General features: G+C 69.4%; 20 protein-coding genes, 1 tRNA gene and 1 pseudogene. 8 read left to right on the top strand and 14 right to left on the bottom strand.

Going from position 1 to position 19,066, the window contains the following annotated elements:
- Nucleotides 1–45: 45 nt before the first annotated feature.
- The 3 genes from V8688_RS23695 to V8688_RS23705 all read right to left on the bottom strand — a co-directional run bounded on the left by V8688_RS23695 (nucleotide 46) and on the right by V8688_RS23705 (nucleotide 2,417).
- On the bottom strand, nucleotides 46–1,203 hold the full coding sequence (locus V8688_RS23695) for a branched-chain amino acid ABC transporter substrate-binding protein (protein WP_218716852.1): 1,158 nt from the start codon (nucleotides 1,201–1,203) through the stop codon (nucleotides 46–48).
- 272 nt (nucleotides 1,204–1,475) lie between these two features.
- Nucleotides 1,476–2,093: an ANTAR domain-containing response regulator gene (locus tag V8688_RS23700; RefSeq protein ID WP_218716853.1), complete on the bottom strand. Its 618-nt coding sequence runs from the start codon at nucleotides 2,091–2,093 to the stop codon at nucleotides 1,476–1,478.
- A 237-nt stretch (nucleotides 2,094–2,330) separates the two neighbouring features.
- A tRNA-Leu gene (locus V8688_RS23705) sits at nucleotides 2,331–2,417 on the bottom strand.
- A gap of 112 nt (nucleotides 2,418–2,529) precedes the next feature.
- Between V8688_RS23705 and V8688_RS23710 the strand changes: the two genes are divergently transcribed.
- From V8688_RS23710 to V8688_RS23720, 3 genes are all read left to right on the top strand, one after another.
- Nucleotides 2,530–3,039: a DUF4188 domain-containing protein gene (locus V8688_RS23710; RefSeq protein WP_218716854.1), complete on the top strand. Its 510-nt coding sequence runs from the start codon at nucleotides 2,530–2,532 to the stop codon at nucleotides 3,037–3,039.
- A 185-nt stretch (nucleotides 3,040–3,224) separates the two neighbouring features.
- Complete coding sequence (locus tag V8688_RS23715) at nucleotides 3,225–3,842, top strand: low molecular weight phosphatase family protein (RefSeq protein WP_218716855.1); 618 nt, start codon at nucleotides 3,225–3,227, stop codon at nucleotides 3,840–3,842.
- 131 nt (nucleotides 3,843–3,973) lie between these two features.
- On the top strand, nucleotides 3,974–4,342 hold the full coding sequence (locus tag V8688_RS23720; protein WP_308248380.1) for a hypothetical protein: 369 nt from the start codon (nucleotides 3,974–3,976) through the stop codon (nucleotides 4,340–4,342).
- 7 nt (nucleotides 4,343–4,349) lie between these two features.
- On the opposite strand, the gene V8688_RS23725 is transcribed toward V8688_RS23720, so the two are convergent.
- The 11 genes from V8688_RS23725 to V8688_RS23775 form a co-directional block, all read right to left on the bottom strand.
- On the bottom strand, nucleotides 4,350–5,258 hold the full coding sequence (locus tag V8688_RS23725) for an acyl-CoA thioesterase II (RefSeq protein ID WP_308248381.1): 909 nt from the start codon (nucleotides 5,256–5,258) through the stop codon (nucleotides 4,350–4,352).
- A 2-nt stretch (nucleotides 5,259–5,260) separates the two neighbouring features.
- Entirely contained in the window at nucleotides 5,261–6,679 is a 1,419-nt protein-coding gene (gene pyk, locus V8688_RS23730) for a pyruvate kinase (RefSeq protein ID WP_218716857.1), read from the bottom strand.
- A 143-nt stretch (nucleotides 6,680–6,822) separates the two neighbouring features.
- Entirely contained in the window at nucleotides 6,823–7,494 is a 672-nt protein-coding gene (locus V8688_RS23735; protein WP_255587146.1) for an amino acid ABC transporter permease, read from the bottom strand.
- A 3-nt stretch (nucleotides 7,495–7,497) separates the two neighbouring features.
- Nucleotides 7,498–8,250: an amino acid ABC transporter substrate-binding protein gene (locus V8688_RS23740; protein WP_308248383.1), complete on the bottom strand. Its 753-nt coding sequence runs from the start codon at nucleotides 8,248–8,250 to the stop codon at nucleotides 7,498–7,500.
- Nucleotides 8,251–8,417: 167 nt separating this feature from the next.
- Nucleotides 8,418–8,960 carry a TM2 domain-containing protein gene (locus V8688_RS23745; RefSeq protein WP_342801716.1) on the bottom strand — a complete coding sequence of 181 codons (543 nt, stop codon included), beginning with the start codon at nucleotides 8,958–8,960 and terminating at the stop codon, nucleotides 8,418–8,420.
- A gap of 224 nt (nucleotides 8,961–9,184) precedes the next feature.
- Nucleotides 9,185–10,327 carry a prolipoprotein diacylglyceryl transferase gene (gene lgt, locus V8688_RS23750; protein ID WP_342801717.1) on the bottom strand — a complete coding sequence of 381 codons (1,143 nt, stop codon included), beginning with the start codon at nucleotides 10,325–10,327 and terminating at the stop codon, nucleotides 9,185–9,187.
- A 200-nt stretch (nucleotides 10,328–10,527) separates the two neighbouring features.
- Nucleotides 10,528–11,340 (bottom strand): tryptophan synthase subunit alpha, encoded by an 813-nt coding sequence (trpA, locus tag V8688_RS23755; protein ID WP_218716860.1) that lies wholly within the window; start codon nucleotides 11,338–11,340, stop codon nucleotides 10,528–10,530.
- A complete protein-coding gene (gene trpB, locus V8688_RS23760) occupies nucleotides 11,337–12,599 on the bottom strand; it encodes a tryptophan synthase subunit beta (protein ID WP_316574066.1) in 1,263 nt (420 codons plus the stop codon). The genes trpA and trpB overlap by 4 nt, the downstream gene beginning before the upstream one ends.
- Nucleotides 12,596–13,417, bottom strand: a complete 822-nt coding sequence (gene trpC / locus V8688_RS23765) for an indole-3-glycerol phosphate synthase TrpC (RefSeq protein WP_218716862.1) — start codon at nucleotides 13,415–13,417, stop codon at nucleotides 12,596–12,598. Before trpC ends, trpB begins: the two co-directional genes overlap by 4 nt.
- Nucleotides 13,418–13,541: 124 nt before the next feature.
- The gene (locus tag V8688_RS23770; RefSeq protein WP_218716863.1) at nucleotides 13,542–14,231 is read right to left on the bottom strand and encodes a TIGR02234 family membrane protein; all 690 of its coding nucleotides are present in this window, start codon (nucleotides 14,229–14,231) and stop codon (nucleotides 13,542–13,544) included.
- Nucleotides 14,228–15,766, bottom strand: coding sequence for an anthranilate synthase component I (locus tag V8688_RS23775; protein WP_218716864.1), 1,539 nt, complete (start codon nucleotides 15,764–15,766; stop codon nucleotides 14,228–14,230). Before V8688_RS23775 ends, V8688_RS23770 begins: the two co-directional genes overlap by 4 nt.
- A 134-nt stretch (nucleotides 15,767–15,900) precedes the next feature.
- On the opposite strand from V8688_RS23775, the gene V8688_RS23780 reads away from it, so the two are divergent.
- The 5 genes and pseudogenes from V8688_RS23780 to V8688_RS23800 form a co-directional block, all read left to right on the top strand.
- A complete protein-coding gene (locus V8688_RS23780) occupies nucleotides 15,901–16,176 on the top strand; it encodes a hypothetical protein (protein ID WP_218716865.1) in 276 nt (91 codons plus the stop codon).
- Nucleotides 16,177–16,294: 118 nt separating this feature from the next.
- A complete protein-coding gene (locus V8688_RS23785) occupies nucleotides 16,295–16,765 on the top strand; it encodes a peroxiredoxin (protein ID WP_342801718.1) in 471 nt (156 codons plus the stop codon).
- 61 nt (nucleotides 16,766–16,826) lie between these two features.
- Nucleotides 16,827–17,396 carry a permease gene (locus tag V8688_RS23790; RefSeq protein ID WP_342801719.1) on the top strand — a complete coding sequence of 190 codons (570 nt, stop codon included), beginning with the start codon at nucleotides 16,827–16,829 and terminating at the stop codon, nucleotides 17,394–17,396.
- A gap of 76 nt (nucleotides 17,397–17,472) precedes the next feature.
- Nucleotides 17,473–18,651 carry a 4-hydroxybenzoate 3-monooxygenase gene (locus tag V8688_RS23795; protein ID WP_342801720.1) on the top strand — a complete coding sequence of 393 codons (1,179 nt, stop codon included), beginning with the start codon at nucleotides 17,473–17,475 and terminating at the stop codon, nucleotides 18,649–18,651.
- Between the two features lie 14 nt (nucleotides 18,652–18,665).
- Nucleotides 18,666–19,066: pseudogene (locus V8688_RS23800) on the top strand (hypothetical protein); the annotation flags it as partial.

Below are 19,066 nucleotides of genomic sequence, written 5' to 3' on the forward strand. Positions count from 1 at the left end.
TGCGCGTGGCTATGCCACGCGCACCGCTACACGCTTTCGTGGGGACTACTTGACCTGGTACATCCAGATCTGGATGTTGGCCAGCTCGCCGGTCTCGCCCCACTTGTACTGGCGGGCGACGCCGGTGCCGTCGTAGTTACGGACGTAGTCCAGGAGCTCGGCGCGGGTCAGCTTGCCCGAGTCGATGCCCTTGAGCAGGATCGTGGTCAGGTCGTAGCCCTCGACGGAGTAGACGCCGGGCGCCTGGCCGTTGAGCGCCTTGTACTCGGTCGCGAACTTCTCCGGCGCCGGGCTGCACGGGCACGACAGCAGCGCGTCCTTGGACGAACTGCCCGCCTGCCGCACGAACTCGGGGTCGTTGCTGCCGTCGGCGGAGACGAAGGTCGCGGTCACGCCGCCGGAACGCAGCTGCTGCACGAACGGCGCCGCCTCCGCGTAGTAGCCGGCATAGAAGATCGCGTCGGGCTTGGCGGCGGACAGCTTCGACACCGCGGCCGAGAAGTCCTTGTCACCTTCCTTGACGCTGACCGCGCAGGAGGCGTCGGCGGCCGGGCCCGCGGCGGTGATGAACGCCTGCGCCAGACCGGCACCGTAGTCGGTGTTGTCCTGCACGACGCAGATCTTCTTGTAGCCCTTCTCGCCGGTCAGGTAGTTCGCGACGGCCGGGCCCTGCGAGTTGTCGTTGCCCAGGCCGCGGAAGAAGGTCTTCCAGCCGTTCTGGGTCAGCGTCGGGTTGGTGGCCGAGGCGGTCAGCGTGGGCATGCCCGCCTCGCTGAGGATCTGGCCGGTCGCCTTGGTCTCGCCCGAGAAGGTCGGGCCGACCAGCGCCACGATGCTGGGATCGCTGACGATCGTCGGGATCACCTGGCTCGCGATCTGCGGCTTACCCTCGGTGTCGAACTGCTTGACCGAGACCTGACAGTCCGGGTTGGCCTTGTTGTGCTTGTCGAGGGCGAGCTTGACGCCGTCGATGATATTGATGCCGAGCGCGGCGTTGCCACCGGTCAGCGGGCCCGCCATCGCGATGGTCTGGGGCGCGCACTTGGCCTTGCCGTCGCCCGCGGGGTCGGCGGCCGTGCCCGCGTCGGTCGCCGCGACGGCCTTGCCCTGGGTGTCGAGCTGGACGACCGGCTGGATGGAGAGATCGGTGTTGCCGCCACCGCCGCCGTCGGACGACTTGTCGCTGCATCCGGACAACACCAACGACGCGGCAGCTCCGATTACCAGAACTCCTCGCGTCGAACGACTGCGCCATGTCGAACTGAGCACGTCTCACCTCTATGTCCTGTGCTCCCCGGGGTCACCGAGGGGGCCGACCACGTTCAGCCCGGACAGAACATATCGCCGGTTTGTTAGATCCGCATCACATTCGCATCATGTCGGACGCTCCGTGTCCAGTCGTAGTTCACATTATTGTTTCGCTTACGTAAAGTTTTTCGGCTTTCGACGCGAGACACGGAGCGGCGCGTTCCAGCTCACTGCGGGGTGAGGTTCTCCAGCACGACTTCGGCGACCGCCTTCATGGTCGTGCGGCGGTCCATCGCGGTGCGCTGAATCCATTTGAACGCCTGCGGCTCCGACAGTCCCTGGGTCTGCATGAGCACACCCTTGGCACGCTCGACCAGTTTGCGCGTCTCCAAACGATCCGACAGATTCGCGACTTCTGTTTCCAGCGCGGTGATTTCGTGGAAACGGCTCGCCGCGAGTTCGATCGCGGGCACCAGATCGGATTTGGTGAACGGCTTGACCAGATACGCCATGGCGCCCGCGTCGCGGGCCCGCTCGACCAGGTCGCGCTGACTGAACGCGGTCAGGATCACCACGGGCGCAACACGTTTCGACGCGATCTCGGCGGCGGCGTCGATTCCGTCGCGGCGCGGCATCTTGACGTCCATGATCACCAGATCGGGGCGCAGCTCCTCGGCGAGCTCGACGGCCTGCTGCCCGTCGCCCGCTTCACCGACTACCTCGTAGCCCTCTTCCTTGAGCATCTCCACGAGATCCATCCGGATGAGGGCCTCGTCCTCGGCGACGACGACACGCTTGGCCGCGGCCTCACGCGTGGCGCCAGCGCCCCCTGCATTCGTGCTCATGGTTCGACCCCTCTGGATTCCGATGCCTGTCGATCACACCACGACAGACGACGGCACCGGGCGAGCCGGCCGAAAAACCCGTCGTGGGTGACCGAGTGATGTAAAGAGTACCTTTCGCTTCCGCACAGAATGCATTGAGCGGTCGGAAACCGCCGGTGAACGCAAGCGCGGAGACATCGCGCACACCCCGCGACCGATACTCCCCCGCGGAGCGCGGCCGATGCCGCGCTTCCGCCGTGGTGCCGAGTGTGGGACTCGAACCCACACGTCCTTTCGGACAACGGTTTTTGAGACCGTCGCGTCTGCCAGTTCCGCCAACCCGGCGCACCGCGGTCACTATAGCGTCTCGGCGCGCCGGGAAGCGAACCGCCGGTCGAACCGCACGCACGCCCACGTCGTAGTACCGGCAGAGCGGGCACGGCGGAAGGGCGCGGACATGCGGGTGAACAGGACGACGGTCGATCTGGACGCCTACCCCGACCTGGTGATGATCCTGCTCGGGATGCGGGTGCGCACCCCGCGCGGGATGCTGCGCCTGCTCGGCGTCGGCCCCAAGCTCTACCGCTCCCACGCCGACCGCCCCGACGGCCTGATCCTGCACGAAGACGTGGTCTGGTCGATGCTGCCGCCGCACTGGGGCGCCCGGCAGTACTGGCGCGATCTGGATTCGCTCGAGCGCTGGACGCGCTCGGACCCGCACCGGCAGTGGTGGCGGGAATTCCTGCGCGACTCCGGCGGCACCGGCTTCTGGCACGAGGCCTACTTCCGCCGCGGCGGCATCGACGCCGTCTACGACGACATGACCAGGCCGACCGGCCTGGCCGCGTTCGCGCCCGCCGTCCCCGCGCGCGGCCGGATGTTCTCCACCCGGGGCCGGGTGCACGGCGACCCGCCCGCCGTGCCGCCGGTTATTACCGAATCGAATTATTATGACGCGAAGGAGTGATCGTCGACACATATCATCGAGAGGTTTCCAACCCCTATCTCGCGGGTATCACGGTCACACACAACAGATTTGCGCATTGCGATTCATGTACAGCATTCAACCGCGAGGTGAATAAGTAGCACCGCGTCTGTGATGGTTACAATTCCAGCCTTCTGCGCGACAATCGACCCGATTACGGTGTCGGTATGCACGTGCTGTTCGTCTGCAACTCCAATGTCTGCCGGTCGGTGATCGCCGAACGGCTCACCCGGGCGTTCGCGGCGGACAACGGCCTGACCGGCCTGACGGCGGAGAGCGCGGGCACCCGGGCCCTGGTCGGATTTCCGCCCGAACCGCTGGCCGCGGAGACCGTGGCAGGCCTCGGCGGCGACCCCAGCGGATTCAAGGCCCGAAAGCTCAAGCCCGAGATGGTCGATCGCGCCGATCTGGTGCTGACGATGACCGAATCGCTGCGCGACCAGGTCGGTGAGCTGGCCTTCGGGGTCGCGCCGCGCACCTTCACCCTGGCCGAGGCGCATCGGATCGCCAAGGTCACCGGCGCGAAATCCATTGCCGCCCTGCACCGGGCCCGCAACGACCTGGCCTATGTCGGCCGGGAGAACATCGCCGACCCGATCGGGCTGTCCCCCGAGGCGTTCCTCGAGGTCGGCGACAGGATCGCCGAACTGCTGTTCCCGCTGCTGGCCGCGCTGGCGCCGCACGAACAGGACCAGGTCAGCGCGGACGCGCGGCCCGGGCTGGTCATCGAGCCCGCCCCGGCCCGGCCGCTCTCGGCATTTCTGGCCGCGCAGCGCGGACGCTGAACGCAAGGCTGTTCGCCGGGCCGTCGACGGTCTAGACTTCGGCGGACGTGGAAGTTCCCCTTGCAGGTTCGACACACGACAGGACTGGAGACTTGCCGAAACGCATTTCGGATGTTTCGCTCCATGTGTATGTGACCCCGGAAATCCTCGACCGCATCGTCACCAGTGTGCGGACGGTTCTCGACGACCATCTCCAGGACCGCGAGGTCTTCGCCTGGCGCTTCACCCTGCCCGTCGACGCCGCCGATCCGCTCCATCGAGAACTCGAATCACAGTGGCGCCGAACGCATCCCGGCGCCGAGCCGGAAGGCGAAGCAACGTTCGAGATCGCGCTGAGCCTGGTCGGCGAGCCGGCCGATCTCACCGATGCCGACATCGCCGACCTCGAGCACGGACTTGCCCTGGCGGTGTACGGCGCGGCCACCCAGGCCGTCCCGTTCGCGCTGCGCGCGGATCAGCGCACCGACCTCGAATGGGAACTCGACGTCGAGCGGCGCTGACCCTCGCTCAGCGGGCCGGGAAGTGCCGGATGACGCCTTCCTGGACGGTGGTGGCGAGCAGTTCGCCACTGCGCGAATAGAACCGGCCCGTCGCCAGTCCGCGCGAGCCGGCGGCCACCGGCGATTCGGTCGCGTACAGCGTCCAGTCGTCGAAGCGGAACGGGCGATGGAACCAGATCGAGTGATTCACCGTCGCCGCGAGAATCCGGTCCAGTCCCCACGACAAACCGTGCGTGGTGATGATCGAATCCAGCACCGTGGTGTCGGAGGAATAGCCGAGCGCGGCCACGTGCAGCAGCGGATCGTCGGACAGCGCGCCGTCGGTGCGCATCCACACGCGGTTGTGGTTGAGCTTCTCGCCGGTGCCCTTGAGAATCCACGCCGGATCGTTGGTGTAGCGCATGTCGATCGGGTGCGGCGCGTTGATGAACATCTCCAGCTTGTCCTCGAAGCCGGCGAAGCTCTCCTCGATCCGGGGCAGTGTCTCCGGATCGGGCACCTGGGGACCCTCGTGGGAGTGCTCGAGACCCTTGCCCCAGTCCTGGAAGGCCGCCAGCATGACGAACAGCTCCTGGCCGTCCTGGCTGGCGGTCACCGTCCGGTTCGCGAGCGCGCGGCCGTCGCGGTGCCGCTGCACGTGGTATTCGATCGGCTTCTTCACGTCGCCGCCGCGCACGAAGTGCGCGTTGATCGCGTGCAGCGGCCGCTCCCCGGCGGTGCGTCCGGCAGCGACGATCGCCTGCGACACCAGCTGCCCGCCGAAGGTGCGGCTCCACACCTTCTCGGGATGGTTGCCGAGGAAGACGTCCTCGCCGATCGGTTCGAGGTCGAGCAGGTCGAGCAGCACCCGCAGATCGGGTGACGGCTCGCCCTGCACGGTCGCGGCCTCGATCGATCCGCCTGCCGAACTACTCACGACTAGTGGTCCTCCTCGCCGATGCGATGAACGTGGATCAGGTTGGTGGAACCGACGGTACCCGGCGGGGAACCGGCGACGATGACCACCAGGTCGCCCTTGCGGTATCGATCCATCGACAGCAGCGCCTGGTCGACCTGATGGATCATCGCGTCGGTGCTGTCCACCATCGGCACGATGAAGGTCTCGGTGCCCCAGGTCAGTGTCAGCTGGCTGCGCACCTCCGGCAGCGGGGTGAACGCCAGCAGCGGCAGCGGGGTGTGCAGCCGGGCCAGGCGGCGCACGGTGTCACCGGACTGGGTGAAGGCCACCAGCGCCTTGGCGTTGAGCCGCTCGCCGATGTCGCGGGCCGCGTAGGAGATCACGCCGCGCTTGGTACGGGGAACGTGGGTCAGCGGAGGGACCCGGTTCGTCTCGGACTCCACCGCGGTGACGATGCGGCTCATGGTGCGCACCGCGTCGATCGGCCAGGCGCCGACCGAGGTCTCGCCGGAGAGCATCACCGCGTCGGCACCGTCGAGCACCGCGTTGGCGACGTCGGAGGCCTCGGCACGGGTCGGGCGGGAGTTCTCGATCATCGACTCCAGCATCTGGGTCGCGACGATGACCGGCTTGGCGTTCTCGCGCGCCATCTGGATGGCCCGCTTCTGTACCAGCGGCACCTGCTCGAGCGGCAGTTCGACACCCAGATCACCACGGGCGACCATCACCGCGTCGAAGGCCAGCACGATGGCCTCGAGGTTGTCGATCGCCTCCGGCTTCTCCAGCTTGGCGATGACCGGCACCCGGCGGCCGACCTTGTCCATGATGTCGTGCACGAGTTCGATGTCGGACGGTGAGCGTACGAACGACAGCGCGATGAAGTCCACGCCCAGTTTCAGGGCGAATTCCAGGTCTTCGATGTCCTTCTCGGACAGGGCGGGCACCGACACGTCCATGCCGGGCAGCGACAGGCCCTTGTTGTTGCTCACGGGGCCGCCCTCGGTGACCCGGCAGACGACATCGTTGCCGTCGATGCTCTCGACCGTCAGGCCGACCTTGCCGTCGTCGACGAGCAGGCGGTCACCGGCCTTGGCGTCCTGGGCGAGCTGCTTGTAGGTGGTGGAGACGCGGTCGTGGGTGCCGTCGACGTCGTCGACGGTGATCCGCACCTGTTCGCCGTTGGCCCAGGTGGTACGGCCGTCGGTGAACCGGCCGAGGCGGATCTTGGGGCCCTGTAGGTCGGCGAGGATGCCGACCGCGCGGCCGGTCTCGTCCGAGGCCGCGCGGACCATCTTGTAGTTGTCGGCGTGGTCGGCGTGCTCGCCGTGGCTGAAGTTCAGCCGGGCGACGTCCATGCCGCTTTCGACGAGTTCCCGAATACGGTCCTGGGTGGCCGTAGCCGGTCCGAGGGTGCACACAATCTTCGTCCGTCGCATCACACGGCAAGCCTAGTACTCCCCCGCCTCCCCGCGTACTTCGCCGGTCGGGGGTGTAAGCCCCCTGGCCGACCGGACCGCCGGATATCGGCGGAGCAGGGCGTGGCGTTCCCGGCGAGTTACCCCGGTGTTCACGAAATCGTTTGTCACCGAACGGCGACGTGCCTGGACAGCCTGGTCTCCAGGCGGCTCTGGCCGAAGCCCAGGATGAGGCAGATCACCCAGTAGTAGAGAGCCGCGACGCCGTAGAGGGCGAAGAAGTCGAAGGTCGGCGCGGCCGCCAGCTGCGCGGTGCGCAGCAGTTCGGTGACCAGGATGGTCGAGGCCAGCGAGGTGTCCTTGACCAGCGAGATGAGCGTATTCGACAACGGCGGCACCGCGATCCGGGACGCCTGCGGGAACACCACGTACCAGAGTGTCTGTGGGTAGGTCATGCCCAGCGACTCGGCCGCCTCCCACTGCCCCGGCGCGACGCTCATGATCGCCGAGCGCACCACCTCCGCGGCGTAGCCGCCGACATTGAGGCTGAACGCGATCACCGCGGCCGGGAACGGATCGATGACGATGTCGAACTGCGGCAGCGCGTAGAACACGATGAACAGCTGCACCAGCAGCGGGGTACCACGGATGATCGAGATGTAGAAGCGGGCGGGCAGCGACAGCGCCCGCTTCGACGACATCCTGGCCAGCGCGACACCGACCGCGATCGCCAGCCCGATGACGAAACTGATCGCCGTCAACGGCAGCGTCGCGGTCACCGTGGCCTTCAGCATCGGCCACAGGTTGTGCCAGATCAGCTCCCTGGTCGCGGGATCCATCCGCTATTTGCTGACGTCGGTGCCGAAGTACTTCTCCGACAGCCTGGTCAGCGTGCCGTCGGCGCGCAGCTGTTCGAGCGCCTTGTCGATGTCGGCGATCAGGGCGGCGTCGTCCTTGCGGGCGGCGAAGGCCTGCTTGCTGGTCTCGCCGGTCTTGCCCGCGATCTTGATGCCGGTGTCGCCGGTCTTCTTGGTGTACTCACCCACGGCGAGGGTGTCGTTGACGGTCGCGTCGACGCGGCCCGCCTTCAGCAGCTGTACCGCCTGCACGAACCCTTCGACCGCTTCGACTTTCGCGCCGGCGCCCGCGGCGACCTTGCCCCAGTTGCTGGTGGCCGACTGCGCGGTGGTCTTGCCCGACAGGTCCGCCAGCGAGGTGATGGTGGTGTTGTCGGACTTGGTGACGATCACGCCCTCCGACGTCGTGTACGGCTGCGACAGCGAGTACTTGGCGGTGCGTTCGGGATTGACGGTCACCTGGTTGGCGACCAGGTCGAAGCGCTGGGACTCCAGCCCGGCGAAGATCGAGTCCCAGGGCGTCTGCACGAATTCGACCCGCTTGCCGAGCTTCTCACCGATCGCCTGGGCGACCTCGACGTCGTAACCGGTGAGGGTGCCGTTGTCCTGATAGCTGAACGGCGCGTAGGTGCCCTCGGTGCCGACTTTCAGCACGTTCGGGTCGGCGTCGGACGAGCAGGCCGACAGACCCGTCGCGGCGACGACGGCGAGCACGGCGGCGGCAAGCAGTTTGCGCACGGACATCCCTTTCTCCGCTGCGCGCATCGGGCACGCGCAGGCCAAGCGACGCTACGGCGCCGCGCTGGACCGACACAGAGTATCGCTCACGGTGAGCGCAATCCCGGCCGGGAAACACGAAACGGGTACTCCGCGGACGCGGAGTACCCGTTTCTGGTGCGTAGCGATCAGTCGCGCAGCGGACGGCCCTGCGCGTCGGGCACCTTGCCGGTGAGCATCATGATGCCGTCGATCAGCGGCCAGATGGCGCCGATGCCACAGGTCAGCCAGACCACGGCGATCTGGGCGATGCCCAGACCGGTGTAGCCCAGGTAGAAACGACCGACGCCGAAGCTGCCGAGGAAGATCTCGAGCAGACCGGCCATCAGCTTCTGCTTGTCCGAGAACGGGACACCGTACATGTCGCGGCCGTACGGCGCTTCCGGATCGGCCGGGTTGTAGCCCTGCGGCATGCCGCCGTAGGGCGCGGCGCCGTAGGCGGGCTGCGGCTGGGCGTACGGGTCGGCGGGCTGGCCGTACTGCGGCTGCGGCTGACCGTACTGCGGCTGGCCGTATCCCGGCTGCGGCTGCTGCCCGTAGCCGGGCTGCTGCGCGTACGGATCCGAGGGCTGGCCGTAGGCAGGCTGACCGTACTGCGGCTGGGCGCCGGAGTCGGGCTGCTTACTCAGGTCGGGACCGTACTGGGGATTGGGGTTGTAGGGGTCGGTCACTCATGTCCTCCATCATTCGTGCGGGTACCCGTCGTGGCCCCCGGCCAGTGGCGATCGGCCGAACGGCGGTGCGCCCGCGACGATCACCGGCCATTGTGGTCATAAGGACCGGCCGTTGTCTCCTCGGGTACCACACGAACGGTCCGCAGCACTCGTAGGCAGTATCGCGACGGGCGCCCGGAATGTTGCCGGACGCCCGTTCACTTCGTACGAGAGGTCGCTGATCAGGCCTTCTTCGCGCCCGACTGCTGTGGCTCGGCGGTGTCTGTCTGCTCGCCGGCGGCGGCGGTGTCCGATTCGACCTTGTCCGGCGCCGGCTCGGCGGTGTCCGAGGCAGTGCCGGCCGCCGCGTCCTTCGATTCCTCCGCGTCGGTGGTCTCCGCGTCAGCGGCCTTCGCCTCGACCGAAGCCGTTGCGGCAGTGGACTTGTCGAGCTCGACGGCGGCGTTGTCGGCCGCGCCCGCGGCCCGCAGCGCCGAGAACTGCCACGGCCACGGCCGCGGCTCGCCACCGGGCTGCAACTGCGCGGGTGTCTCACGGCCCTTGGTCGCCAGCGCGAAGTAGGCCATGGCGCCGAGGAAGACCAGTGCGGCGGTGAACGAGTTGATCCGGATGCCGAGGATGTGGGTGGCCTCGTCGTTGCGCATCAGCTCGACGAAGAAGCGGCCGAAGCTGTAGCCGGCCACGTAGAGCGCGAACAGGCGGCCGTGGCCGATCTTGAAACGCTTGTCCAGTTGCACCAGCAGCACGACGACCAGCACGTTCCACACGAGCTCGTACAGGAACGTCGGGTGCACGACCTCGAGCACCCGCCCGGTCGAGACCCCGTTCATCATGTCCCGCGCACCGGTCTCCGGGTCGAACCGCTCGTAGATCTCGAGACCCCACGGCACCTCGGTGGTGCGGCCGTAGAGCTCCTGGTTGAAGTAGTTGCCGAGGCGGCCGATCGCCTGCGCGAGCAGCACGGCGGGCGCGATGGCGTCACCGAGCGCGGGCAGCGGGATCTTGTAGACGCGGCAGCCGATCCAGGCGCCGATGCCGCCGAGGAACACCGCGCCCCAGATGCCGAGGCCGCCCTGCCAGATGTAGAGCGCCTCGATCGGGTGCTTGCCGGGGCCGAAGTACTTCTGCCAATCGGTGGCCACGTGGTAGAGCCGGCCGCCGACCAGGCCGAACGGCACCGCGAACATCGCGACATCGAGGACCGCGCCCTGCTGACCGCCGCGCTGTTGCCACCGGCGCTCGCCCCACCAGATGGCGACGACGATGCCGAGGATGATGAACAGCGCGTACGCCCGAAGCGGGAAGGGTCCGAGGTGCCAGACACCCTGCGGCGGACTCGGAAGGTAGGCCAGGACTGAGTTCACGGCCCCCACGTTAGTTCAGTGCCGTACCGGCGAGTGACTGTGACCCTGACGGCGGTGGTCGTCGACATGACAAGGCCACCGCGCCGGACCCGGATACGACCGAGCACAACACAGTTGCGCAAGGACTTGGATAACTCACCGGGGACGGGCTGCGCCGGCTCCCGCCTGACCGCCGGCCGCGTGGCCGTCCGACCCCGCGCCTAGATCTGGCCAGAAGTCGCGGAGAGGCGGGACCGCACGCCGTCGGCGAGCTCGCTGGTCAGGGCGCGCACCGCGTCCAGGCCCTCGGCGGCGGCCGAGACCAGCGCCGATCCGACGATCACGCCGTCCGCGTAGGCGGCGATCTCGGCGGCCTGGGCCCCCGAACGCACACCCAGGCCGACCCCGATCGGGATGTCGGAGTGCGCGCGGATCCGGGCGCACAGCGCGGGCGCGGCCGAGGAGACCACGTCGCGGGCACCGGTCACGCCCATGGTCGAGGCGGCGTAGATGAATCCGCGCGAGGCCTCGAGCGTCTTCACCAGGCGTTCCTCGGTCGAGGACGGCGCGACCAGGAAGATGCGATCCAGGTTGTGGGTGGCCGAGGCGATGAACCAGTCGTCGGCCTCGTCCGGGATCAGGTTCGGCGTGATGATGCCCGCGCCGCCTGCCGCGGCCAGGTCGCGCGAGAACTTGTCGACGCCGTACCGGAGCACCGGGTTCCAGTAGCTCATCACCACGGCTTGACCACCGGCGTCGGTGATCGCCTCGACGACGGAGAACACGTCGCGCACCCGCACGCCACCGCGCAGCGCCTGCTCGGCGGCGGCCTGGATGGTGGGTCCGTCCATCACCGGATCGGAGTAGGCGACGCCCACTTCGACGATGTCGCAACCGGATTCGACCATGGCCCGGCAGACCTCGATGGACCCGGCCAGATCGGGGTAACCCGCCGGCAGGTAGCCGATCAGGGCGGCCCGGTTCTCGGCACGCGCGGCCGCGAAGGTGTTGGCCAGGCGGGACTGCTGACTCACTGGGCGTTCTCCTCGGCGGCGTCGTCGTCGAACAGGCCGAACCAGTGGCCCGCGGTGTCCATGTCCTTGTCGCCGCGACCGGACAGGTTGACCAGGATGATCGCGCCTTCGCCGAGCTCCTTGCCGAGCTTCAGCGCACCGGCCACGGCGTGCGCGGACTCGATCGCCGGGATGATGCCCTCCGAGCGCGACAGCAGCAGCAGCGCGTCCATCGCCTCGGTGTCGGTGATCGGCGCGTATTCCGCGCGGCCGATGTCCTTGAGGTGGGCGTGCTCGGGGCCGACGCCCGGATAGTCCAGACCGGCCGAGATCGAATGCGACTCGATGGTCTGGCCGTCCTCGTCCTGGAGCAGGTACGAGTACGCGCCCTGGAACGCGCCCGGGGTGCCGCCGGTGAAGGTGGCCGCGTGCCTGCCGGTCTCGACGCCGTCGCCGGCCGCCTCGTAGCCGATCAGCCGCACACCCGCGTCGGGGATGAAGGCGTGGAAGATGCCGATGGCGTTGGAGCCGCCGCCGACGCAGGCCACGACCGCGTCGGGCAGCCTGCCGACGCGCTCGGTGATCTGCTGGCGCGCCTCGATCCCGATGATGCGCTGGAAATCGCGCACCATCAGCGGGAACGGGTGCGGCCCCGCGGCGGTGCCGAAGCAGTAGTAGGTGTCGTCGGCGTGGGAGACCCAGTCGCGCAGCGCCTCGTTGATGGCGTCCTTGAGGGTCTGCGAACCGGTGGTCACCGAGACGACCTCGGCGCCGAGCAGCCGCATCCTGGCCACGTTCAGGGCCTGGCGGGCGGTGTCGACGGCGCCCATGTAGATGACGCAGTTCAGGCCGAGCAGCGCGCACGCGGTGGCGGTGGCCACGCCGTGCTGGCCCGCGCCGGTCTCGGCGATGACGCGGGTCTTGCCCATCCGCTTGGCGAGCAACGCCTGGCCGAGCACGTTGTTGATCTTGTGCGAGCCGGTGTGGTTGAGGTCCTCGCGCTTGAGGAAGATCCGCGCGCCCCCGGCGTGCTGGGCCAGGTTGGCGCACTCGAACACCGGCGACGGACGGCCGGTGTAGTCGCGCTGCAGCCGATCGAGCTCGTCGAGGAAGGTGTGGTCGGAGCGGACCTTGTCGTACTCGGCGGTGACCTCCTCGATCACCGCCATCAGCGCCTCGGGGACGTGCCGTCCGCCGTAGACGCCGAAGTGGCCGCCCGCGTCGGGCTCGTAGTCGCTGTGCTGGGCGACGCCCGCACTGGCCTGGGGCAGCGCGGTCACCGGATGCTCCGCCGGGCCGGCTTCGGGCAGGACGGATGGGTACCGGCGGTCACCAGCTCCGACACCGCGGCGCGCGGGTTACCGCTGGTCACCAGGCCCTCGCCGACGAGCACCGCGTCGGCGCCCGCGCCGGCGTAGGCCAGCAGGTCGGCGGTGCCGCGGATGCCGGACTCGGCCACCCGGATGACCTCCGAGGGCAGGCCGGGAGCGATCCGCGCGAACACGTCGCGGTCGACCTCCAGGGTCTTGAGGTTGCGAGCGTTGACACCGATCACCGACGCGCCCGCTTCCAGCGCGCGATCGGCCTCTTCCTCGGTGTGTACCTCCACGAGAGCGGTCATGCCCAGTGATTCGGTGCGGTCGATCAGCGAGGACAGCACGTCCTGCTCGAGCGCGGCCACGATCAGCAGGATCACATCGGCGCCGTGGGCCCGGGCCTCGTGGATCTGGTACGGGCCGACAACGAAGTCCTTGCGCAGGACCGGGATGTTCACGGCGGCGCGGACGGCATCGAGATCGTCGAGCGAACCACCGAAACGCCTGCCCTCGGTGAGCACGCTGATGATGCGCGCGCCGCCGTCTTCGTAGGCCTTGGCCAGGACGGCCGGATCGGGGATGTCGGCCAGCGCGCCCTTGGAGGGGCTGGCACGCTTCACCTCGGCGATGACACCGATCCCGTCCTCGTGCAACGCGGCGTTCGCGTTCAGCGGCGCCTTGGCGGCGGCCGCTGCGGCTTTGATCGCCTGAAAATCGAGGAGGGCTTCGCGAGCGGCAACATCCGCCCGAACCCCGTCGAGAATCGAGTCGAGTACCGTCATCTGGCTCGAATCCTTTCTGGGGAGACGAACTTCTCACCTGAGAGTCCCCTCAGGCGCTGTCTCACCGATGCTTGACAACAATAAATGGCTGCCGCGCGTGTCACTGCGGCGGGGGTGCCGGGGGTCACGGTGCGCGGCCGGGCGACTTGTCGTCGCCGTCCGGCCCCTCGGCGGTGTCGGTGGGATCGGTGCCCGCGTCGAGCGCGTCCCACAGCACCCGGTCCGACAGCGGCGCGGCGGCGCCGGTCTCCTCGCGCTGCTTGCTCACCTCCGCGCTGGCGTCGGCCCGGCGGAACACAGGGTTGTCGTATTTGCCGGACAGCTGCCCACTGCCGTCGCCGCGGCGGGTCAGCAGTACCCCCGCGATCAGTGCCAGCACCGCGGCCACGATCGACAGCAGCGCGGGCCCGATATGCGCGTCGGCGCCGCTGACGACCGCGCGCACCGGCAGCTCGGCCAGGGTGCCCGCCCGCTCCGCGGTCCGGCCCTCCCCCACGACCAGCGCGAACCCGGGCACCGCCGCCACCGCGGCGACGACCGCGACCACCACGCCGAGCAACTGCCGCAGCGCCCCCTTCACCGCGAACACCGCGGCGATCGAGGCGACCAGGACCAGTGCCAGCGGGGTGAGCGCACCGAACCAGGTGGCGCCGTCGAGCTCGTCGGTGCGCGGTTCGGTGAGCCCGTCGGCGGAGTGCACCGTCACCCAGGTCATCCGCGACGAGGCCCAGAGCCCGGCCGCCGCCAGCGCCAGCAGCGCCACCGGGACGATGGGCTTGGCCGCTTTCGCGGTGTCGGCGGGCGCGTCGGTCACGAGCCGCCGTCCTCGTAGGTCCGCAGGGTCTGCGCGGCCGCGATCGCCTTGAGCACCGCCATCGCCTTGTTGCGGGCCTCGGTGTCCTCGTAGACCGGGTCGGAGTCGGCGACCACGCCCGCGCCGGCCTGTACGTAGGCGGTGCCGTCCTTGAGCAGCGCGGTACGGATGGCGATGGCGGTGTCGGCGTCCCCGGCGAAGTCGAGGTAGCCGACGACGCCGCCGTAGACGCCGCGCCGGGTCGGTTCGAGTTCCTCGATGAGCTCCATCGCCCGCACCTTCGGCGCGCCGGACAGCGTGCCCGCCGGGAAACAGGCCTGCACCGCGTCGAGCGCGATCTTGCCCTCGGCGAGCCGGCCGGACACCGTCGAGACCAGGTGCATGACGTGGCTGTAGCGCTCGACGTGCCGGTACTGGGTGACCCGCACCGTGCCGGGGCGGCAGACCCGGCCCAGATCGTTGCGGCCCAGATCGACGAGCATCAGGTGCTCGGCGTTCTCCTTGTCGTCGGCCAGCAGGTCCTTCTCCAGCAGGATGTCGTCCTCGGCGCTCTGCCCGCGCCACCGGGTGCCCGCGATCGGGTGCGTCGTGGCGACGCCGTCCTTCACGGTGACCAGCGATTCGGGGCTGGAGCCGACGATGGAGAACGCGGTGCCGCCGTCGCCGTCGGGGATGTGCATCAGGTACATGTACGGGCTCGGATTCGACGCCCGCAGCATCCGGTAGACCGCCAGCGGCGAGCCGGTGTAGTCCATCTCGAAGCGCTGCGAGAGCACCACCTGGAACGCCTCGCCCGCCTCGATCTCCTTGATCAGGCGGCGCACGCCCACGCCGAACTCCTCGGTGGTGCGCCTGCGCAGGTACTCCGGCTCGGGCCGGTCGAAGACCGACACGGTCGACGGCGCCGGCGCGGCCAGCGCGGCGGTCATCCGGTCCAGCCGGGCGACGGCGTCGTCGTAGGCGGCGTCGGCGTTCTCGTCGGTGCCGTTCCAGTTCACCGCATTGGCGATGAGGGTGATCGCGCCCTCGTGGTGGTCGAACGCGGCCAGGTCGGTGGCCAGCATCAGCACCAGTTCGGGCAGTTGCAGATCGTCGGTGGCCAGCTCGGGCAGCCGTTCGATCCGGCGTACGGCGTCGTAGCCGAGGTAGCCGACCAGGCCGCCGGTCAGCGGCGGCAGACCGGGCAGCCGTTCGGTGCGCAGCAGTTCGAGGGTCTCGTGCAGCGCGCGCAGCGGATCACCGCCCGAGGGCGCGTCGGCGGGGACGGTGCCGAGCCAGGCGGCCTCGCCGTCGACGACGGTCAGCGCCGACGGACTGCCCGCGCCGATGAACGACCAGCGCGACCACGAGCGACCGTTCTCGGCGGACTCGAACAGGAAGGTGCCCGGCCGGTCGTCGGCCAGCTTGCGGTAGGCCGAGAGCGGAGTCTCGGAGTCCGCCAGCACCTTTCGGGTCACCGGGACCACCCGGTGCTCGGCGGCGAGCACCCGGAACTGGTCACGGGTCGTGGTGGTTGATGTCGACGCGCCCTGCATTTCCCCATCATCCCAGGCGGGTCGCGACACCTGTGCGCTGACCCGACCCCGGGATGCGACAAGGGGTGATCGGCATCACTACACTCGCGCGCGTTCCATGTCGCATGCGGTATCCCCCCTTTCCGAGAGGAGCAATGTTGTACCCCTCGCACCAGGGCGCTCAGGACGGCCGACTCGCCGCCCCGTCGCAGCAGCACTACGGTCCCGGCCAGCTGTCCGCGGCGAGCGCGCTCACGTCGTTCGTCACCTACGCCAAAGAGATGCAGGATCTGGACGAGAAGACCTATCCGGACGAGTACGCGGCACACCGCGACCGGATCCGGCAGCTCGAGCCGATGCTGCGCGTGCACGGCATCCTCGACGTGATGGAGATCCGCAACCCGGAGATCGCGGCCCTGCTCAAGCGCTAGGCACCGTTCGACGGGTGCGGTCCGTCGGGGGCGGTGCCGGTCGATCGGGACATGGTCCCCGTTCGCGTCAGCGGGCGGGGATCTTCCGTACACCCGGCCCGGTCGATAGGGTCGCATCATGCAGCCAGGCCAGCGCGCTCCGCAGTTCGAGCTCCCCGATCAGTCCGCCCAGCTCCGCACGCTCGACGGCTTGCTCGCCGACGGTCCACTCGTGCTGTTCTTCTACCCGGCGGCCAATACCCCCGTGTGTACGGCCGAGGCCTGCCACTTCCGCGATCTGAGCGCGGAGTTCGCCGCCATCGGCGCCTCCTGCGCCGGCATCAGCACCGACAGCACCGAGGTGCAGGCCGGATTCGCCACCAAGCAGCGACTGGACTACCCGGTGCTCTCCGACGCCGACGGCGCGGTGGCCGCGGCCTTCGGCGTCAAGCGCGGGCTGCTGGGCAAACTCGCCCCGGTCAAGCGGCACACTTTCGTCATCGACACCGACCGGACCATCCTGAAGGTCGTCACCGGCGAACTCCGCGCCGCCGTGCACGCCGACGAGGCGCTGGCCTTCCTGCGCGCCCGCGCCACCGCCGCGGAGTAACCGGCGAAACGCCGGGCGCCGGATCGGCGTCCGGCGTCCCGGCCGCCTCTACGCTGGGGAGATGACAACCGGCGAGCTGCAGTCGAACGGTCAGAAGTCCACGGCGACCGTGTGGCGCAACCGGGCGATCATCACGGTCGCCACGGCCGTCGTCCTGGTGATCGCCTATCTCATCCTGTCGTCGTTCATCCCCCGCTGGTGGGCGCAGCGCCTGGCGAGCGTGGTGCACGGCAGCTTCACCCAGGGCATCTGGTGGGGCCTGGTCTACGGCCTGGTGTTCACCCTCGCTCCGCTGCTGCTGGTTCTGCTGGCGGTACGCGTATGGAAACGCAAGGGCGGCAAGTTCATCGCGGGCGCCTCGGTGATCATCGCGCTGCTGCTGGCGGTGCCCAACCTGATGACGCTCACGATCGTGCTCGGCGGCAACAACGCTGCGCACGCGGGTCAGCGCATCCTCGACGTCGACGCACCCGCCTTCCGCGGCGCCTGCCTGGTCGGCGCGATCGTGGCGGGGTTGATCTTCCTGTTGGTGCTCGCCCTGATGGGCAAGCGCGGCCTCACCCGGCGCAAGGCCGCCAAAGCCGCCGACACCGCGCCCGCTCCGACCGCGCCGATCCCCGGCGAGCAATAGCTTTTCCGAATAATCCCAGCAACACGCCACCGCGGCGGACGCCCGGCGCCGCCGCGGTGGCCTAAGCTCCGTTCCCATGCCGACCGGGAGCAGCGAGTCGACCTCGGTCCTCGTGCTCGGCGCCGGTCCGGCCGGCCTCGTCCTCGGCAACATCCTGCGCGCGGCCGGGATCGATGTGCTGATCCTGGAACGGCGCGACCGCGCGCACATCGAGCAGCGCGCCCGTGCCGGTTTCCTGGCTCCCGCCGGAGTCGCGGTGCTGGCCGAGCACGGACTCGACACCGGCTTGCGCACCGGCGGCCGCACGCACCACAGCTGCGAGTTCCGCAGCGGCGACGGCCGGATCGAGCTCTCCTACGACGAGCTCGGGCGGGGCGAGGTGCACACCGTCTACCCCCAGCAGCGGCTGGTCACCGATCTGGTCGCCGAGTACCTGCGACGCGGCGGCGAGCTGCGGTGCGCGACCACCGCCGAACGGATCGGGGACGAACCCGGCGAGCGGCCGTGGGTGCTGGCCCGCACCGCGGACGGCGAGAGTCACCGGATCACCGCGCGCTACCTGGTCGGATGCGACGGAGCGCGGGGCGCGGCCCGTCGCGCCGTGCGCGGCCCGCGATCCACCCGCGACTACGCCATCACCTGGCTCGCGCTGCTGGCTCAGGCCCCGCCGACGACCGACACCGTCGCCTACGGCGTCCACCCCGACGGCTTCGCGGGCCAGATGCCACGCAGCCCCGAGGTGACCCGCTACTACCTGCAGTGCGCCGACGCGGACGCCCTGCGCTGGAGCGAGGACCGGGTCTGGAGCGCGCTGTCGACCCGGCTGCGCGCCGACCGGTACGGACCGTTGCGCACGGGCCCGATCCTCGAGCGCGGACTGGTCCGGTTGCGGTCGGAGATCCTCGACCCGATCCAGCAGGGCCGGCTGTTCCTGGCGGGCGACGCGGCCTCCACGATCAGCCCGGCCGCGGCCAAGGGCGCCAACCTGGCCATCCTCACCGCGCGCTCGCTCGCCGCGGCCCTGATCGCCGCGGTCGATCACGGCGACGAGTCCGCCCTGCGGCGGCACTCGGCCGACTGCGTCCCACGCATCCGGCGCGCGCACGAGTTCTCGCACTGGATGATCGGCCTGCTGCATCCGCCCACCGGTCCGCACGCGGGCTTCGATCGCGAGCTCCAGCAGGCCCGGCTGCACAGCCTGGCCACCTCACAACCGCATCAGGACTTCTTCGCGGAGAACTACGTCGGTATCTGAATCCAGGAGGACGCGTGACCCGCTCGCCGGCAGTGCAATCCCGGATCGACCCGCTCGATGACGACCGCGTGGCCGCGGCCGCGCGGTTCGTCGCAACCCATGACACCGACAGCGTGCTCGCCCGGCTGCTGCCCCGGCTCAGCGAGGCCGAACGCGGGGCGATCGCCGATCGCTGCCGGTTCGCGCACGCCGCGGTCATGGTGTTCCCGCCCGACCTCGCCGCCCTCGACGACCTGCTCGCGACGCACGGCCTCACGATCGATTCGAACGAGCCCAGCGTCGTGGTCCGGCAGCGGGTGGCGGCCCGCCACGGCCTCGACCCCCAGCGGGTGCCGGTGCGGATCGTGCGCGCCGCGCTCCCCGCCGCCGATGGCACCCCCTGCGCGCTCGAGATCTTCGCGCTGCCCGCCGCGCC

Origin of the sequence: Nocardia sp. No.11, from assembly GCF_038752175.1 — a bacterium.
GTDB classification, from domain to species: domain Bacteria; phylum Actinomycetota; class Actinomycetes; order Mycobacteriales; family Mycobacteriaceae; genus Nocardia; species Nocardia canadensis.

Bases quoted from the DNA above. Each gene is read 5' to 3' on its own strand.
- V8688_RS23700 (WP_218716853.1), bottom strand. From the start codon at position 2,093: ATGAGCACGAATGCAGGGGGCGCTGGCGCCACGCGTGAGGCCGCGGCC.
- V8688_RS23710 (WP_218716854.1), top strand. From the start codon at position 2,530: ATGCGGGTGAACAGGACGACGGTCGATCTGGACGCCTACCCCGACCTG.
- V8688_RS23715 (WP_218716855.1), top strand. From the start codon at position 3,225: ATGCACGTGCTGTTCGTCTGCAACTCCAATGTCTGCCGGTCGGTGATC.
- V8688_RS23735 (WP_255587146.1), bottom strand. From the start codon at position 7,494: ATGGATCCCGCGACCAGGGAGCTGATCTGGCACAACCTGTGGCCGATG.
- trpC (WP_218716862.1), bottom strand. From the start codon at position 13,417: ATGACGGTACTCGACTCGATTCTCGACGGGGTTCGGGCGGATGTTGCC.
- V8688_RS23775 (WP_218716864.1), bottom strand. From the start codon at position 15,766: ATGCAGGGCGCGTCGACATCAACCACCACGACCCGTGACCAGTTCCGG.
- V8688_RS23780 (WP_218716865.1), top strand. From the start codon at position 15,901: ATGTTGTACCCCTCGCACCAGGGCGCTCAGGACGGCCGACTCGCCGCC.
- V8688_RS23785 (WP_342801718.1), top strand. From the start codon at position 16,295: ATGCAGCCAGGCCAGCGCGCTCCGCAGTTCGAGCTCCCCGATCAGTCC.
- V8688_RS23790 (WP_342801719.1), top strand. From the start codon at position 16,827: ATGACAACCGGCGAGCTGCAGTCGAACGGTCAGAAGTCCACGGCGACC.
- V8688_RS23795 (WP_342801720.1), top strand. From the start codon at position 17,473: ATGCCGACCGGGAGCAGCGAGTCGACCTCGGTCCTCGTGCTCGGCGCC.